The sequence below is a fragment of the Methylobacterium organophilum genome (assembly GCF_022179465.1).
GTDB lineage: Bacteria > Pseudomonadota > Alphaproteobacteria > Rhizobiales > Beijerinckiaceae > Methylobacterium > Methylobacterium organophilum.
The window spans coordinates 19,635-33,517 of record NZ_BPQV01000002.1 but is presented as its reverse complement, the minus strand read 5'-3'; the positions used below and the strand labels follow the sequence as shown (position 1 = coordinate 33,517).

Below are 13,883 nucleotides of genomic sequence, written 5' to 3'. Positions count from 1 at the left end.
TCGCATCCGGACACGAACGAAGAGGATGCGATCTTGGCGCTCGGCCAGAGACTTGAACGACTGACGAAGACCCCGGGCCTGCCGCTCGCCGGGGAGACCCTGACCCTCGACCGCACCGGCGCCCTCTGGCTAGAGGCGCACCGGGCGCTCGTGGTGTCGGATCTGCACCTGGAAAAGGGCTCGGCCTTCGCCGCCCGCTCCGGCCAGTTCCTGCCGCCCTACGACACCCGCGAGACGCTGGCCTGCCTGCACGAGGTGATCCAGCGCTTCGATCCGGCCCTCGTCGTGGCGCTCGGGGATTCCTTCCACGATGCCGGCGGCCCGGAGCGCCTGGAGACGGGCGACCGCGCCCTGATCGCGGCCCTCCAGGAGGGGCGCGACTGGCTCTGGATCGCCGGCAACCACGATGCGGGGGTGAGCGACGGCATCGGCGGGCGCTTCGCCGATACGCTCGCCCTCGGCGGCCTGACCCTGCGCCACGAGCCGCTCGTCGGGGCGGAGGCGGGCGAGGTCGCCGGCCATCTGCATCCCTGCGGCAAGGTCTCGATGCGCGGGCGCAGCGTGCGCCGCCGCTGCTTCGTCGAGGACGGCCATCGCCTCGTGATGCCGGCCTTCGGCGCCTATGCCGGCGGCCTGAATGTCCGCGGGGCCGCCTTCGAGTCGCTCTTCCCGAAGGGCTTCACCGCCCATCTCCTTGGCGATGGCCGCGTCTTCGCGATCGGCCGGGCCATGCTCGGCCGGGATTGAGCCTCACACGTCGAGTTCGGCGATACGCGTTGCGATGACCCGGCGCAGGGCCGGGAGTCGGCCCACGCCGCGCAAAAGGAGGTTGCGGGCGGCGCGGGGCAGGCCCCCGCGCAGGGCGGCGAGGCGGGTCATCCGGTCGGTCATCGCGACGACGCCCTCCGCCACCGGCCGGCGCTCCGCCTCGTAGCGGTCGAGGCTGGCCGGGTCGGCCCCGTCCCGCAGCACGTCGGCGAGAAGAGCGCCGAGGCGGATGGCATCCTGGATGCCGGTGTTCATGCCCTGACCGCCCGCCGGGCTGTGGACATGGGCGGCGTCCCCCACGAGGAAGAGCGGCCCCGCCCGGTAGCGCGCGGCCACCCCGTGATGGACGCGGAAGCGCGAGGACCAGACCAGCGCGTCGAGCCGCGCCCCGGCCGGCCCCCGCTCCGCCAGGATCGCGCGGAACAGGTCGAGCGGCGGATGCGGCTCGGCCTCGTCGCAGGTGGCGACGAGGCGCAGATGGTCCGCCGCGAAGGGCGCCGCGACCATCAGGCCCCGTTCGCCGAGGAAGAGCTGCACCTCCTGGGCGCCGAGGGGCCACGGCCCCCGGACATCCGCCAGGACGAAGGACTGGGCATAGGTCCCCGTGCGGAACGGGATGCCCGCCGCCTCCCGCACGGTGCTGTGGAAACCGTCCGCGGCCACGACGAAGCGGGCCGAGACGGTGGCGAGGGTCTCCGCCTCGTCCCGCAGGACGACCTCCGCCCCCTCCCATTTCACCGCCACGCTCTCGACGGCGTGCCGCCAGTGGATCGCCCCGCCGAGCTCCCGGAGCCGCTGGCGCAGGGCGGCCTCGGTCCGGTTCTGCGGCAGGATCAGGGCATAGGGATAGGCGGTCGGCAGGCCGGAGAAATCGAGGCGCAGGAGCACCTCGTCCCGCTCCCGCATGGTGAAGACGGGCACCGGATTGCCCTGTGCCACCAGGGTCTCGGCGACGCCGAGCATCTCCAGCCGCTCCAGGGTGCGGGCATGGACGACGGCGGCGCGGGAGGTGTTCTGCCCCTCCGCGAGGCGGTCGCAGAGCAGGAACGGGATGCCGCGATGGGCGAGGGCGACGGCGAGCGCCAGGCCCGAGGGGCCGGCGCCGCAGATGAGGATGTCGGTTCTCTCGGGAACGGCCATCCTCACCTCCTCCTTATCCGTGCCCTCAGGCGGCGACCAGGAGCGCCAGCCCCGCGACCCCCGACAGGATCAGCCGCATCCGGCTTAGCCAGTGCGGGGCAAGGCCGCGCCGGGACAGGTCCTGGTCGACGAAGCCCCACAGCAGGACCAACGCGCCAAGGATGCGCAGGTCCCACGGCGCCGGCGCGGCCAGGGCCGCCCAGGCGAAGACCGAGGGCACGATCGCGATGAGGTAGTCCGCGCCCGCGGCGCCACCGGCCGCCGCCGCGCCCCAGCGGATGCCGCCGAGGAAGGAGGCGATCACCGCGCCATAGGCCGAGAGGATGGTCCGCGGCGACAGGCCGAGCGTGCCGAAGCCGCCGTCGTAACCGCTGACCGCGAGCGCCGCGAAGCCGAGAAAGGGGATGAGACCGGCCACCCCGAGGACCATCGCGCTCATGGGCGGCGTGCTCAGGCGGCGCATGCCCTCTCCCGGTGTCCAGGCCGCACGAGGATCGGGCAACCGCAGGGACGATCCTATACGGCGATCCCGCCGCGATTCCAGGGTCTACCGGTGTCCGCTGCGTCGCAGCATGCCGTCCGGCCCGGGGGCTGGAACACGGGGACGCGGTGGCCGCGTTGAGACCGGGAACCGAGAGGAGCGCCGCCATGGCCTACGAGCTTCACTACTGGCCGACGATCCAGGGGCGGGGCAAGTTCGTGCGGCTGGCCCTGGAGCAGGCCGGAGCCGAGTATGTCGACGTCGCCCGCCTGCCCGAGGACGAGGGCGGCGGCCCCGACGCCCTGATGAACGGCCTCCAGGACGAGCCCCTGCGGCCGCCCTTCGCCCCGCCCTATCTCAAGGACGGCGATGTCGTCGTCGGCCAGACGGCGGCGATCCTGCTCTATCTCGGCCCCCGCCTCGGCCTCGTCGGGGATGGTGAGCAAGACAGGATCTGGACCCACCAGATCCAGCTCACCCTCGCCGACATCGTCGCCGAGACCCACGACACCCATCATCCGGTGGGCAACAGCCTCTATTACAAGGACCAGAAGACCGAGGCCCTGCGCAAGGCCGAGGAATTCCGCCGGAACCGCATCCCGAAATACCTGCACTGGTTCGAGCGCGTCCTGATGCGCAATCCCGCCGGCCCCGACCATCTCGTCGGCGACCGGGTGAGCTACGCCGACCTCTCCCTGTTCCAGCTCGTCGAGGGCCTGCGCTACGCCTTCCCCAAGGCGAGCGCCGGCGCCCTCGACGACACTCCCCTCGTAACCGCGCTCGCCGCCTCCGTCGCCCACCTGCCGCGGATCGAAGCCTATCTCGCCAGCGACCGGCGGATCCCCTTCAACGAACAGGGGATTTTCCGGCGGTATCCGGAGTTGGATGGCTGAACCGCTTTGCGCATTCTACGCCTTAGGCGTAGAATGCCAGGGTGATCTTCGACTGGCACGACGAGAAAAGTGAGGCGTGTCGTCGAAGGCGCGGCTTCGGCTTCGATTACGCCGCACGGATCTTCGGCGGTGACATCTGGATCAGGATCGACGGCCGCCGAGATTACGGAGAGGTGCGCCTGCAGGCTCTCGGCGAGATCGACGGATTTCCTTACGTCGTCGTGTTCACCGAGCGCCGGAATGCAAGTGGTGAGATTGTCTATTGGATCATCTCCGCTCGCAGAGCCTATGAGAAGGAGTGCCGACAATGGCGAAACGCTCTCTCGCGGAACTGATGCGGCAGCAGCCCGACATTGATCGGGCGCGGATTGCCGCCACGACGGAAGAGGAAATCCGCCGGCACGCCATTGAGGACGGGGACGATCCGGATGAGGCGGAGGACGGTCGACTCATCGTTCCGCCGTCACAGGAAGTGCGCCGCATGCTTGGGCTCACCCAGGAGGCCTTCGCCGCCCTGCTTCGTATCCCGGTCGGTACGATCCGCAACTGGGAGCAGAACCGGAAGCTGCCGGATCCGGCCGCACGCACGCTGCTCGGGTTGATCGCCGCCGATCCGAGCCACGCCTTCCGGCTGCTCTCTCAAGAGGAGCCGCAGCGGCGCGTGCCCGAAGCGACCGTCTGAGAGGACAGACCAGCCATGCTGGGGCTCAACCCGGCAGCACCTGGCACACCTCGCAATAGAACGTCGAGCGCCCGCTCTGGACCATCCGGGCGATCCGCCCGGTGCAGCCCTTCGCCGTGCAGGCGTGGCCGACGCTGTCGTAGACGCGGAAGCCGTGCTGGAAGGCGCCGCGGGCGCCGTCCGGCTGGGCGTAGTCGCGCAGCGTCGAGCCGCCCGCCGCCACCGCCTCGGTCAGGACCGCCTTGATCTCCTTGGCGAGCCGCTTCGCCTTGGGCGTCGGGGTGCCGTCGGGCTTGGCGAGGGCCCCCGCGGGCAGGCTCGGATGCAGGCCGGCGCGGTGCAGGGCCTCGCAGACATAGATGTTGCCGAGGCCCGCGATCAGCCGTTGGTCGAGCAGGGCGGCCTTCAGCGGCGTGATGCGGTGGCGGAACAGCCGGGCGATGGCCGCGCCGTCGAGCGCCTCGCTCAGGGGCTCGATGCCCATGGCCGCGAAATGCTTGCTGGCCTGGAGCGTCGCGCTCGGCACGAGGTCCATGAAGCCGAAGCGGCGCACATCGTTGTAGGTGATGGTGGCCCCGCTCCCCATCGCCATCACCACGTGGTCGTGCTTGGCGTTGCCGAGGGCGCCCTCGAGGTAGAAGTCGCCCGGCGAGAGGGTGACCCCGTCCGGCAGCCGCACGTCGAAGCGGCCGCTCATGCCGAGATGCATGATCAGCGTCTCGCCGGAATCGAGGGCGGCGGTGAGGTATTTCGCCCGCCTGCCGAGCTCCAGCACCGTGCGGCCTTCGAGGCGCCGGGAAAAGTTCTTCGGAAAGGGGAAGCGCAGGTCCGGCCGGTTGAGGGTGACGCGGGCGAAACGGGCGCCGACCAGGGCCGGGCTCAGGCCCCGGCGCACGGTCTCGACTTCAGGCAATTCGGGCATGGTGGTGGATATAGCCGCCCGCGTCGCCGCGTGCACGCGGCACCGATGGCGGCGGGGCGCCGCATTCGCTATGAGGCCCGGACAATCAGGATGGGTCGATGACGCGCAGAGACGGGACCGCCGCCGGTAACATCTCCGAGGACACCGCCGATTTCGGCTTCGAGACGGTGCGCCTCTCCGAGAAGCAGGGGCGCGTGGACGACGTGTTCCGCTCGGTCGCCAAGCGCTACGACCTTATGAACGACCTGATGTCCGGCGGCCTGCACCGGGCCTGGAAGTCGCACCTCATCTCCATGCTGCGCCCGTCCAGGAGCGCGCCCTTCCGCCATCTCGACGTGGCCGGGGGCACGGGCGACATCGCCTTCCGCACCCTCGAAGCCGGCGGCCCGCAGACACGGGTGACGGTGCTCGACATCAACGAGGCCATGCTCCGCGTCGGCGCCGAACGGGCGGCGGACCGCTACGGCGAGCGGATCGCATTCGTTACCGGCAATGCGGAGGCCCTGCCGCTGCCGGCCGACACCTATGACGGCTACACCATCGCCTTCGGCATCCGGAACGTGCCGCGCATCCCGGTGGCCCTGGCCGAGGCCTATCGCGTGCTCAAGCCCGGCGGCCGCTTCCTCTGCCTCGAATTCTCCCGCGTCGACGTGCCCGTTCTGGAGAAGATCTACGACGCCTATTCCTTCCACGTGATCCCGCGCATCGGCGCGAAGGTCGCGGGCGACCGCGAATCCTACCAGTACCTCGTGGAATCGATCCGCAAGTTCCCCTCGCCGCTCACCTTCGCGGGCATGATCGAGGAGGCGGGTTTTTCCCGCGTGACGCACCGGGTGCTCTCCGGCGGCATCGTCGCCATCCATTCCGGCTGGAAGGTCGCCTGATCGTGGCGTGCATGCGGGGGCGGTTTTGCTAGGCGGGCTGTTTCACCTCGCCCGGGGGGTGCATGTCGGCTTCGTGCTCGCGCGCGAGGGCGGGCTCGCGCTGATCGATCCCGGCTCGCTGCCGCCGCATCTGCGCCTGGCGCTGAAGGTCGGCCGCTCGCTGGAGCGCAAGGGCGTCGGCGACCAGCCGGGGGCGAGCCCCCTGGAGCGGGCCATGACCCGGCTCGGCCCGTCCTACGTCAAGTTCGGCCAGTTCCTGGCAACACGACCCGACATCGTCGGCATGGCCGCGGCGCGCGACCTGGAGCGCCTGCAGGACCGGGTGCCGCCCTTCCCGCAGGAGGAGGCGGTGCGGGTGGTCGAACGCGATCTCGGCCGCCCGCTCCGCGAGAGCTTCGTGGAGTTCAGCCTGCCGGTGGCGGCGGCCTCCATCGCCCAGGTGCACAAGGCGCAGATCCTCGACGCAGACGGGACCCTGCGCAACGTCGCCGTGAAGGTGATGCGTCCGGGCATCCGCGTGCAGTTCCAGCGGGAATTGCAGGCGATGCGCTTCATGGCGCGCATCGTCCACGCCCTGCTGCCGGATGCCGAGCGCCTGCGCCCGCGGGAGGTGGTCGAGATCCTCGCCCGCTCGGTGATGATGGAGATGGATTTCCGGCTCGAAGCCGCGGCCATGTCCGAGCTCGCCGAGAACACCAAGGAGGACACCGATTTCCGCGTGCCGCGGCCCGAATGGGAGCGCACGGCGCGGGACGTGCTCACCAGCGAGTGGATCGACGGCATCCGCCTCAACGACCGGGAGACCCTGCTCGCCTCCGGCCTCGACGTGCGGGCGCTGGGGCGCACGGTGATCCAGTCCTTCCTGCGCCAGGCGATCCGGGACGGCTTCTTCCACGCCGACATGCATCCCGGGAACCTGTTCGCGGACAAGGAAGGCCGCCTCGTCGCGGTGGATTTCGGCATCATGGGCCGGCTCGGGCTGAACGAGCGGCGCTTCCTGGCCGAGATCCTGCTCGGCTTCATCCTGCGCGACTACAAGCGGGTGGCCCAGGTGCATTTCGAGGCGGGCTACGTGCCCCGCCACCATTCCGTGGAGGATTTCGCCCAGGCCATCCGCGCCATCGGCGAGCCGATCCACCAGCGCCGGGCCGACGAGATCTCGATGGCCAAGGTGCTCACCCTGCTCTTCGACGTGACCGCGCTCTTCGACATGAGCACGCGCACCGAGCTGGTGATGCTGCAGAAGACCATGGTGGTGGTGGAGGGCGTCGCCCGCTCCCTCGATCCGCAGCTCGACATGTGGACCGGCGCCGAGCCGGTGGTGCGCAGCTGGATCGCCCGCAACATGGGCCCGATCGGCCGGCTGGAAAGCGCGGGACGGGCCGCCCTCACCCTCTCGGACGTGCTCACCGACATCCCCGACATCGCCCAGCGCCTGCGCCGCATCATGATCCGCCTCGACGAGGAGGGCTCGCGCGACGTGAAGGCCATGGAGCGCATCGCCAAGCTGGAGCGCCGCCGGGCGATCTGGTCGACCGTGGCCCTCTGGGCCATCGCGGTGGGCGCGCTGGTGATGGCGTTCCGGTGAGGTGAGGGTCGGGCGGCGCGCCGATCCGACCGGGATGTCAGCGGCTCCGCGCAGCGGCGCTTGCAAGGCGCGTGGGCCGTTGCACAATGGAAGATCTCCGAGTGCGGACTCACCCTGTGGAGGGAGCCATGACGGACCTGCTCGAAAAGGCGGTCGCGACCGCGCGGGAACTCTCCCCGGACATGCAGGACGAGATCGCACGCGTGATGCTCGCTCTGGCCGGCGAGGCCCGGGCGGCCTACCGGTTCACGCCGGAGGAAGAGGCGGAACTCGACGAGTCCGAGGCGGCTGCAGCGCGCGGTGATTTCGCAACCGACGAAGAGGTGCGGGCCATCTGGGCGAAGCATGGCCTGTGAAACTGAGGCTGACCCGTCCCGCCGCGCAGCAGCTCGACAAGGTGCTGATCTACATCGCGCAGCATAACCCCTCGGGTGCGCGGAAGGTGCAGGATCGCGTCCAGGCCACGATGCAGATGTTGGTGGATCATCCCTTCGCCGGACATGCCACGGCGCGGCGGGGCATCCGACGCATGATCGTCACGCCCTATCCCTACGCGATCACCTACAGCCTCGGGGCCGATGAGGTCATCATTCTCGGGGTCCGCCACACCGCCCGGCGTCCCAGCCCCTGAGAACGGCCCGCTCCGCACCGCGCTCCCCTTGACGCCGCGCCCGCAAAGCCCCGTTCTGCGCGCATGAACCAGCCCCTCTCCGGCCGCCGTGTCCTCCTGATCGTCGGGGGCGGCATCGCCGCCTACAAGGCGCTCGACCTGATCCGGCGCCTGCGCGAGCGCGGGGCGCGGGTGCGGCCGGTGCTCACCAAGGCAGCGGAGGAGTTCGTCACGCCGCTGGCAGCGGCGGCGCTCGCCGGGGAGCGGGCGCATACCGACCTGTTCGACCGGGCGGACGAGGCGGATATCGGCCATATCAAGCTCGCTCGGGACGCGGATGCGGTCGTGGTCGCGCCGGCCACCGCCAACCTGATGGGCCGCATGGCTCACGGCCTCGCGCCGGACCTCGCCTCCACCGTGCTGCTCGCCACCACCCTGCCGATCCTGATCGCGCCGGCCATGAACGTGCGGATGTGGCAGCATGCGGCCACGCAGCGGAACCTCGAAACCCTGCGGCGGGACGGGGTGCACGTGGTCGGCCCCGACGCGGGCGCCATGGCGGAGGCCGAGTTCGGCCCCGGCCGGATGGCCGAGCCCAACGAGATCGCCGATGCCCTCGAAGCCATGCTCGGCGGAGCCACCGGGCCCCTCGCGGGCCGGCGCGTCCTCGTCACCTCCGGGCCGACGCACGAGCCGATCGACCCCGTGCGCTACCTCGCCAACCGCTCCTCCGGCCGCCAGGGCCACGCCATCGCCGCCGCTGCGGCCGCCGCCGGTGCGCAGGTGACCCTCGTCTCCGGCCCCGTGACGATTCCCGACCCGCGGGGCGTCGCCGTCGTGCGGGTGGAGAGCGCCCGGGAGATGCTCGCGGCGGTGGAGGCGGCGCTGCCCGCCGATCTCGCGATCTTCGCCGCCGCGGTCGGCGACTGGCGCCCCGCCGAGATCCGCTCCGGCAAGATCAAGAAGGACGGCCAGCAGGTCCCGCCCCTGACCCTCGTCGAGAATCCGGACATCCTCGCCACGATCAGCGCGCGCCAGGAGAACCGCCCGGCTCTGGTGGTGGGTTTCGCCGCCGAGACCGACGACGTGCTCGACAATGCCCGCCGGAAGCTCGCCAAGAAGGGCTGCGACCTGCTCGTGGCCAACGACGTCTCGCCGGAGGGCGGGGTGATGGGCGGCACGGAGAACACGGTCCACCTGCTCACCCGCGACGGCGCGCTCGAGACCTGGCCGAAGCTCGGCAAGGAGGAGGTCGGCCGCAAGCTCGTGGAGCGCTTCGCAACCCTGCTCGCGGCCCGGGGTTCCGGCGGCACGGCCTCTTAAATTTGCCCCCGCCGCGCTTGCTTCCGGGCATGCCGGGGCCAGATCCCGCCCTCCCCTTTCGCCGCACGAAGGAGCGAGGCGATGGCCAAGGCCGACAAGCACGACATGGGAATCGGCGCCAAGGGCAAGGGCAGCGGCACCGGGGCGATGACGGACCTGCCCGAGGGCCTGCTCGAAGAGAACCAGGTGCTCAGCAACCGCGATAAGGCCCAGCACAGCGACGCCCGCGGCCTCGACAGCCGCCACATCCAGACCGAGCAGTTCCAGGACCATGTCGGTGCCCGCCAGGGCGGTGGCCGGGACGGCCGGGAGGAGACCAACCGCACCGGCTCCTCCGGCCCGAGTACGGACACCTCCGGCGAGGAAAGCAGCCTGCGCAGCCGCCAGCGCGGTTAGGTCGGCTCAGCTTCCGCAGCCGCCGCAGCCGCTGCTATTGCCCGAACTGCGCAGGGCGTGGCCGTAGCTGGCGAAGGGCGTGCCGATCAGGGCGATGGCGCCGACCAGGGCGAAGGCGAAGAGCAAGTCGTCCCGGTCCGCGCGAGGGGCGCGGGCGGATCGGGCGTGCCGGATGCGCGATTGCGCGATCACCGCATCCCCCGCCCAGGTCCGGGTCGGGCGCCAGAGCAGGGTGACCACGCCGAGGGCGAGGGCGATGCCGGTCAGGAAGACCAGGAAGCCGATCGGCTTGCCGCGACCATGGCCGACGATCATCTTCGCAATGCCGAAGGCGATGACGGACAGATACAAAGCCGCCGTCGCGACCGCCATCGCGAAGAGCCGCTCGTCGCTCGGCGAGAGGCCGGCCCGGATCAGCTTGTCCCGCATCGGTTCGAGGCGGGGCACCAGTGCCTTGAGCAGGGGGTCGCGCTCGTTCCGGCCGAGGATCGCGCCGCGGAAGGGCTGCAGTTCCGGCGGCAGCGGCACGTCGCGATCCTCGACGATGACGACGCCGGTTCCCACGCCATAGGTCGCCGCTCCCGCCTGGACGAGGCCGATGATCACCGTGTCCGCCGCCCGCCTGTAGCCGCCGGCGAGATAGGCGAGGCTGATGGGATCGAGGATCTGGTTGCGCAGAAAGGTCCCCTCCCCCCGCATCCGGAAGCGCAGGACGACGGAAAGGACGACGCAGGCCCCGATCAGGCCGGCATAGAGCGTGAGGAAGGGCTCCGCCGTCCAGTCGAGCGGGTTGAGCGGCAGCGCCTGGGCCGGCTGGGGCCAGAGACCGGCCAGACCGAGGAGGGCGAGCGCGCCGCGCAGGCGCGGCCGCGGCAGGATCAGCACGCGGTCGGTATCGACCATGCGATAGCGGGGCCGACCCCGGAAGCGGGATGCGGTCCCGGGCCAGAAGACGGGGTCCGGCGGTCCGAAGAAGCCCTCGTAGAAGGCCAGCGTCTCGGCATATTGCGCGCAGAAGCGGGCCTGCTCGGCCGCCCCGCCCGCGGTCGGGTCGTGATGCAGGCGGCGGCCCAGCACGCTGCCGCACCAGACGTCCCAGTAATCGCGGGAATAGGTGAGGTGCTGGTGCCAGACCTCGTCCACCTCCTCGCTCGGGGTGACGGGCGTGTCCGAGACCATCGCGAGGAAACAGAAGCGGCGATACTCCGCCACCGCGCCCCGGGCGGCCTCGCGGGTCCAGCCCCGATCCCGGGCGAGGCGTTCCGTGAAGTCGAGGGCTTGGTCCGCCCGCTCGAAGGGATGGGCCTCGATCCGTTGCCAGAGCGCCCGCCGTTCCGGCGTCCAGACATCCGTCGCGTCGTTTCGCATCCCGCCTTCCCCAGGTCGTGGATACCGGAGCGATGATACCATAATTGCCGGGCGCCCCCTTGCGGGCTGCCCGCACCGGCCGATGTCAGGACCGTGCAAGCCGGGGAGGCCCAGGATGGGTGAGGAGACGAAACCGGACGATCCGGGCCGACCGAACCGGCTGCGGCCCCTCTCGGGCATGGACAGCCCGCGCTTCTCCGGCCTTGCGAGCTTCCTGCGCCTGCCGGTGATCGATCCGGCACGGGCGCCGGGCACGGTCGAGATCGGCCTGATCGGCATCCCCTTCGACGGCACCACCACCAACAGGCCCGGGGCACGGCTCGGGCCGCGGGGCGTGCGCGAGGCCTCGACCGGCCTCCGGCCGATCAACGCGGCGACCGGCATCGCCCCCTTCGCCCTCGCCGCCTGCGCGGATCTCGGCGACGTGGCGGTCAATCCGGTGGACGCGGCGGAGACGGCGCGGCGGATCGAGGCCTTCCTCGCGCCCCTGGCGCAGGCCGGCCTCGTGCCGCTCTCCGTCGGCGGCGACCATTTCGTGACCTATCCCGTGTTGCGGGCGCTCGGAGCCGGCCGCCCCCTCGGTCTGGTCCATATCGACGCCCACAGCGACACGGACGATTCGCAATACGGGGGCTCGCGGCTCACCCACGGCACTCCGTTCCGGCGTGCGATCGAGGACGGCGTGCTCGATCCGCGCCGCATGATCCAGATCGGCCTGCGCGGCACCATCGACAGCGCGGACGAACTGGACTGGGCCCGGTCGCAAGGCGTGCGCATCGTGCCGATGGACGAGGTCTGCGCCCGCGGCCTGCCGGAAGTCGCGGCCGAAGCCCGCGCCGTGATCGGGAGCGCCCCGGCCTATCTCAGCTTCGACATCGACGCCCTCGACCCGGCCTATGCCCCGGGCACCGGCACGCCGGAAATGGGCGGCTTCACCGCCCGGGAGGCGCTGCATCTCGTGCGCGCGCTCCGCGGCCTCGATCTCGTCGGCGCCGATCTGGTGGAGGTGGCCCCGCCGCTCGATCCCTCCGGCATCACCGCGATGGCGGGGGCGACGCTGCTCTTCGAGATCCTCTGCCTGCTCGCCGAGGCGATGGATCGACGGCAAGGCGCGAAGGCCGGAGCGGAGGGAAGCCGAAGCGGACAGAGCGATCCGCCTCAATAGGCGGTGCCCCTCCGGCGCGCGGATGGGCCGCTTACGAGATGAGGTCGAGCTTGGCGGTCTCGATGCCGCCGGCCCGGATGGTTTCGGGCAGGGAGGCGAAGTCGGTGTAGCCGGCCTTGCGAGCCATGGCGTCGAGCGCATTGCGCTCGTCGGCCGCGCTGCCGGTCCAGAGGATGGTCCCGCTCGCCTTTTGACGAATCTGGAAGATGCTCATCGCTGGTCGTCCGATGGATGTCTGTCCGCCGGTCAACGTGCGGCTGACTCATAGGTTTCGCGGGCGCTGCCCCGAGGGCGGCAAGTCAAGGCGTGGCTTTCATGCTACACAGGTAGCGAGGCTTCGCGCCTCGTCGCGATGCGGGGTCGATCGCCATGAAATCGCCGATCCGCCTCGACAGGACCCGACAGGGGAGCGCCGACTCCTGCCGAGTATCCGCGCTTCCCATGACCTTCGCTCGCCTTGCCCTCCTCCTCCTCGCCGCGCTCGCAGGGGGCGCGATGCCGGCCCGTGCCGCCGAGACGCCGGCCGCGACCCAGACGGTGGCCCCGCCCCCTGCCGTGAGCGTGGTCGCCGCCGAGCCCCGCGAGATCGTGGAGCGCGCCGTGGTCACGGGCACGCTGGTGCCCCGCGACGAGATCCTGGTCGCCCCGGAGATCGAGGGCCTGCGCATCACCGAGCTTCTGGTGGAAGAGGGCGATCGCGTCGCCACCGGCCAGGTGCTCGCCCGGCTCTCCCTGGAGATGATCGAGACGCAGGAGGCGGCCAACGCCGCCGCCATCGCCCGGGCCCAGGCGGCGATCGTCCAGGCCCGCAGCCAGATCGTCCAGGCGGAGGCGACGCAGCTCGAGGCGAGCCAGTCCCTGGAGCGTGCCCAGGCCCTGGTGAGGACCGGCAACGCCACCCCCGCCACCCTGGAGCAGCGCGTCTCCGCGGCCCAAGGCGCCCGCGGCCGGCTCGACGCCGCCCGGGGCGGGCTGGAGGCGGCGCAGGCCGACCTCGCCACGGCCAAGGCCCAGGCGGGGGAGATCGCCCTGCGCCGTGCCCGCACCGAGATCCGCGCGCCCGAAGGCGGCATCGTCAACCGCCGCACCGCCCGCGTCGGCGCCACCGCCACGGCGGTCGGCGAGCCGCTGTTCCGCCTGATCGCCCGGGGCGAGATCGAGCTCGAGGGTGAGGTGCCGGAGACGGCTCTGCCCCGTCTCAAGGCCGGCGATCCGGCCGAGCTCGACCTCAGCGAAGGCGGGAGCCTGAAGGGACGGGTGCGCCGGGTCTATCCGGAGGTCGACCGTACGACCCGGCTCGGCAAGGTCCGCATCAGCCTCGATCCCGATCCGTCCCTGCATATCGGCGCCTTCGCCCGCGGCAAGGTCGAGGTCGCCCGGCGCAACGGCGTCTCGGTGCCGCTCGCCGCGGTGCTCTACGGCGCCGACGGCTCGGCCAGCGTGCTCGCCGTGCGCGAGGGCAAGGTCGAGGCGCGCAAGGTCGCCACCGGCCTCTCCGCGGGCGGCTATACCGAGATCCGCTCCGGCATCGCCGCGGGCGAGACGGTGGTGGCGCGGGCGGGCTCCTTCCTGCGCGACGGCGACCGGGTGCGGGCCGTGCTCCCGGCGGGAGCCGCGCAAGGGGCCGCCCAAGCCTCCGCCGAGCCGCGCTGAGGAGGCCTCC

At 71.4% G+C, this 13,883-nt stretch carries 17 protein-coding genes; 12 read left to right on the top strand and 5 right to left on the bottom strand.

The features are described 5' to 3' along the window. Positions 1-33: 33 nt before the first annotated feature. Positions 34-747 carry a ligase-associated DNA damage response endonuclease PdeM gene (gene pdeM, locus MFF21_RS02810; protein WP_238310170.1) on the top strand — a complete coding sequence of 238 codons (714 nt, stop codon included), beginning with the start codon at positions 34-36 and terminating at the stop codon, positions 745-747. Between the two features lie 3 nt (positions 748-750). Here pdeM and MFF21_RS02805 read toward each other — a convergent pair whose 3' ends face one another. Next, the gene (locus MFF21_RS02805) at positions 751-1,908 is read right to left on the bottom strand and encodes an FAD-dependent oxidoreductase (protein WP_238309690.1); all 1,158 of its coding nucleotides are present in this window, start codon (positions 1,906-1,908) and stop codon (positions 751-753) included. A 25-nt stretch (positions 1,909-1,933) separates the two neighbouring features. Continuing rightward, the gene (locus MFF21_RS02800; protein WP_238309689.1) at positions 1,934-2,371 is read right to left on the bottom strand and encodes a DUF3429 domain-containing protein; all 438 of its coding nucleotides are present in this window, start codon (positions 2,369-2,371) and stop codon (positions 1,934-1,936) included. Positions 2,372-2,556: 185 nt separating this feature from the next. On the opposite strand from MFF21_RS02800, the gene MFF21_RS02795 reads away from it, so the two are divergent. Genes MFF21_RS02795 through MFF21_RS02785 form a run of 3 tightly spaced genes read left to right on the top strand, consistent with a single transcriptional unit; the run spans position 2,557 to position 3,964 of the window. After that, positions 2,557-3,282 (top strand): glutathione S-transferase, encoded by a 726-nt coding sequence (locus MFF21_RS02795; protein ID WP_238309688.1) that lies wholly within the window; start codon positions 2,557-2,559, stop codon positions 3,280-3,282. A gap of 41 nt (positions 3,283-3,323) precedes the next feature. Beyond that, complete coding sequence (locus tag MFF21_RS02790) at positions 3,324-3,617, top strand: BrnT family toxin (RefSeq protein ID WP_238309687.1); 294 nt, start codon at positions 3,324-3,326, stop codon at positions 3,615-3,617. Beyond that, positions 3,617-3,964 carry a helix-turn-helix domain-containing protein gene (locus MFF21_RS02785; RefSeq protein WP_238309686.1) on the top strand — a complete coding sequence of 116 codons (348 nt, stop codon included), beginning with the start codon at positions 3,617-3,619 and terminating at the stop codon, positions 3,962-3,964. Before MFF21_RS02790 ends, MFF21_RS02785 begins: the two co-directional genes overlap by 1 nt. A 25-nt stretch (positions 3,965-3,989) precedes the next feature. Here the strand turns inward: MFF21_RS02785 and mutM are convergent, their stop codons facing one another. After that, positions 3,990-4,886: a bifunctional DNA-formamidopyrimidine glycosylase/DNA-(apurinic or apyrimidinic site) lyase gene (gene mutM / locus MFF21_RS02780; protein WP_238309685.1), complete on the bottom strand. Its 897-nt coding sequence runs from the start codon at positions 4,884-4,886 to the stop codon at positions 3,990-3,992. A gap of 98 nt (positions 4,887-4,984) precedes the next feature. On the opposite strand from mutM, the gene ubiE reads away from it, so the two are divergent. The 6 genes from ubiE (at position 4,985) to MFF21_RS02750 (ending at position 9,687) form a co-directional block, all read left to right on the top strand. Beyond that, positions 4,985-5,770 carry a bifunctional demethylmenaquinone methyltransferase/2-methoxy-6-polyprenyl-1,4-benzoquinol methylase UbiE gene (gene ubiE / locus MFF21_RS02775; RefSeq protein ID WP_238309684.1) on the top strand — a complete coding sequence of 262 codons (786 nt, stop codon included), beginning with the start codon at positions 4,985-4,987 and terminating at the stop codon, positions 5,768-5,770. Between the two features lie 25 nt (positions 5,771-5,795). Then, the gene (ubiB, locus tag MFF21_RS02770; protein WP_238309683.1) at positions 5,796-7,358 is read left to right on the top strand and encodes a 2-polyprenylphenol 6-hydroxylase; all 1,563 of its coding nucleotides are present in this window, start codon (positions 5,796-5,798) and stop codon (positions 7,356-7,358) included. A gap of 128 nt (positions 7,359-7,486) precedes the next feature. Beyond that, positions 7,487-7,714, top strand: coding sequence for a hypothetical protein (locus tag MFF21_RS02765; RefSeq protein ID WP_238309682.1), 228 nt, complete (start codon positions 7,487-7,489; stop codon positions 7,712-7,714). Continuing rightward, positions 7,711-7,989 carry a type II toxin-antitoxin system RelE/ParE family toxin gene (locus MFF21_RS02760; RefSeq protein ID WP_238309681.1) on the top strand — a complete coding sequence of 93 codons (279 nt, stop codon included), beginning with the start codon at positions 7,711-7,713 and terminating at the stop codon, positions 7,987-7,989. The genes MFF21_RS02765 and MFF21_RS02760 overlap by 4 nt, the downstream gene beginning before the upstream one ends. A gap of 63 nt (positions 7,990-8,052) precedes the next feature. Further along, entirely contained in the window at positions 8,053-9,291 is a 1,239-nt protein-coding gene (coaBC, locus tag MFF21_RS02755) for a bifunctional phosphopantothenoylcysteine decarboxylase/phosphopantothenate--cysteine ligase CoaBC (protein ID WP_238309680.1), read from the top strand. 81 nt (positions 9,292-9,372) lie between these two features. After that, positions 9,373-9,687 carry a hypothetical protein gene (locus tag MFF21_RS02750; RefSeq protein WP_238309679.1) on the top strand — a complete coding sequence of 105 codons (315 nt, stop codon included), beginning with the start codon at positions 9,373-9,375 and terminating at the stop codon, positions 9,685-9,687. Between the two features lie 6 nt (positions 9,688-9,693). On the opposite strand, the gene MFF21_RS02745 is transcribed toward MFF21_RS02750, so the two are convergent. Continuing rightward, entirely contained in the window at positions 9,694-11,055 is a 1,362-nt protein-coding gene (locus MFF21_RS02745; RefSeq protein ID WP_238309678.1) for a TIGR04222 domain-containing membrane protein, read from the bottom strand. 115 nt (positions 11,056-11,170) lie between these two features. Here MFF21_RS02745 and speB point away from each other — a divergent pair, with 115 nt between their 5' ends. Further along, the gene (gene speB, locus MFF21_RS02740; RefSeq protein WP_238309677.1) at positions 11,171-12,220 is read left to right on the top strand and encodes an agmatinase; all 1,050 of its coding nucleotides are present in this window, start codon (positions 11,171-11,173) and stop codon (positions 12,218-12,220) included. Between the two features lie 31 nt (positions 12,221-12,251). On the opposite strand, the gene MFF21_RS02735 is transcribed toward speB, so the two are convergent. Beyond that, positions 12,252-12,434, bottom strand: coding sequence for a hypothetical protein (locus MFF21_RS02735; RefSeq protein WP_238309676.1), 183 nt, complete (start codon positions 12,432-12,434; stop codon positions 12,252-12,254). Between the two features lie 227 nt (positions 12,435-12,661). Between MFF21_RS02735 and MFF21_RS02730 the strand changes: the two genes are divergently transcribed. Then, the gene (locus tag MFF21_RS02730; protein WP_373324900.1) at positions 12,662-13,873 is read left to right on the top strand and encodes an efflux RND transporter periplasmic adaptor subunit; all 1,212 of its coding nucleotides are present in this window, start codon (positions 12,662-12,664) and stop codon (positions 13,871-13,873) included. Positions 13,874-13,883 lie beyond the last annotated feature (10 nt).

What these genes read in the sequence shown, in the direction of transcription:
- MFF21_RS02805 (WP_238309690.1), bottom strand. Translation starts at nt 1,908, where the DNA reads ATGGCCGTTCCCGAGAGAACCGACATCCTCATCTGCGGCGCCGGCCCC.
- MFF21_RS02800 (WP_238309689.1), bottom strand. Translation starts at nt 2,371, where the DNA reads ATGCGCCGCCTGAGCACGCCGCCCATGAGCGCGATGGTCCTCGGGGTG.
- MFF21_RS02795 (WP_238309688.1), top strand. Translation starts at nt 2,557, where the DNA reads ATGGCCTACGAGCTTCACTACTGGCCGACGATCCAGGGGCGGGGCAAG.
- MFF21_RS02785 (WP_238309686.1), top strand. Translation starts at nt 3,617, where the DNA reads ATGCGGCAGCAGCCCGACATTGATCGGGCGCGGATTGCCGCCACGACG.
- mutM (WP_238309685.1), bottom strand. Translation starts at nt 4,886, where the DNA reads ATGCCCGAATTGCCTGAAGTCGAGACCGTGCGCCGGGGCCTGAGCCCG.
- ubiE (WP_238309684.1), top strand. Translation starts at nt 4,985, where the DNA reads ATGACGCGCAGAGACGGGACCGCCGCCGGTAACATCTCCGAGGACACC.
- MFF21_RS02765 (WP_238309682.1), top strand. Translation starts at nt 7,487, where the DNA reads ATGACGGACCTGCTCGAAAAGGCGGTCGCGACCGCGCGGGAACTCTCC.
- coaBC (WP_238309680.1), top strand. Translation starts at nt 8,053, where the DNA reads ATGAACCAGCCCCTCTCCGGCCGCCGTGTCCTCCTGATCGTCGGGGGC.
- MFF21_RS02750 (WP_238309679.1), top strand. Translation starts at nt 9,373, where the DNA reads ATGGCCAAGGCCGACAAGCACGACATGGGAATCGGCGCCAAGGGCAAG.
- MFF21_RS02745 (WP_238309678.1), bottom strand. Translation starts at nt 11,055, where the DNA reads ATGCGAAACGACGCGACGGATGTCTGGACGCCGGAACGGCGGGCGCTC.
- speB (WP_238309677.1), top strand. Translation starts at nt 11,171, where the DNA reads ATGGGTGAGGAGACGAAACCGGACGATCCGGGCCGACCGAACCGGCTG.
- MFF21_RS02735 (WP_238309676.1), bottom strand. Translation starts at nt 12,434, where the DNA reads ATGAGCATCTTCCAGATTCGTCAAAAGGCGAGCGGGACCATCCTCTGG.
- MFF21_RS02730 (WP_373324900.1), top strand. Translation starts at nt 12,662, where the DNA reads ATGACCTTCGCTCGCCTTGCCCTCCTCCTCCTCGCCGCGCTCGCAGGG.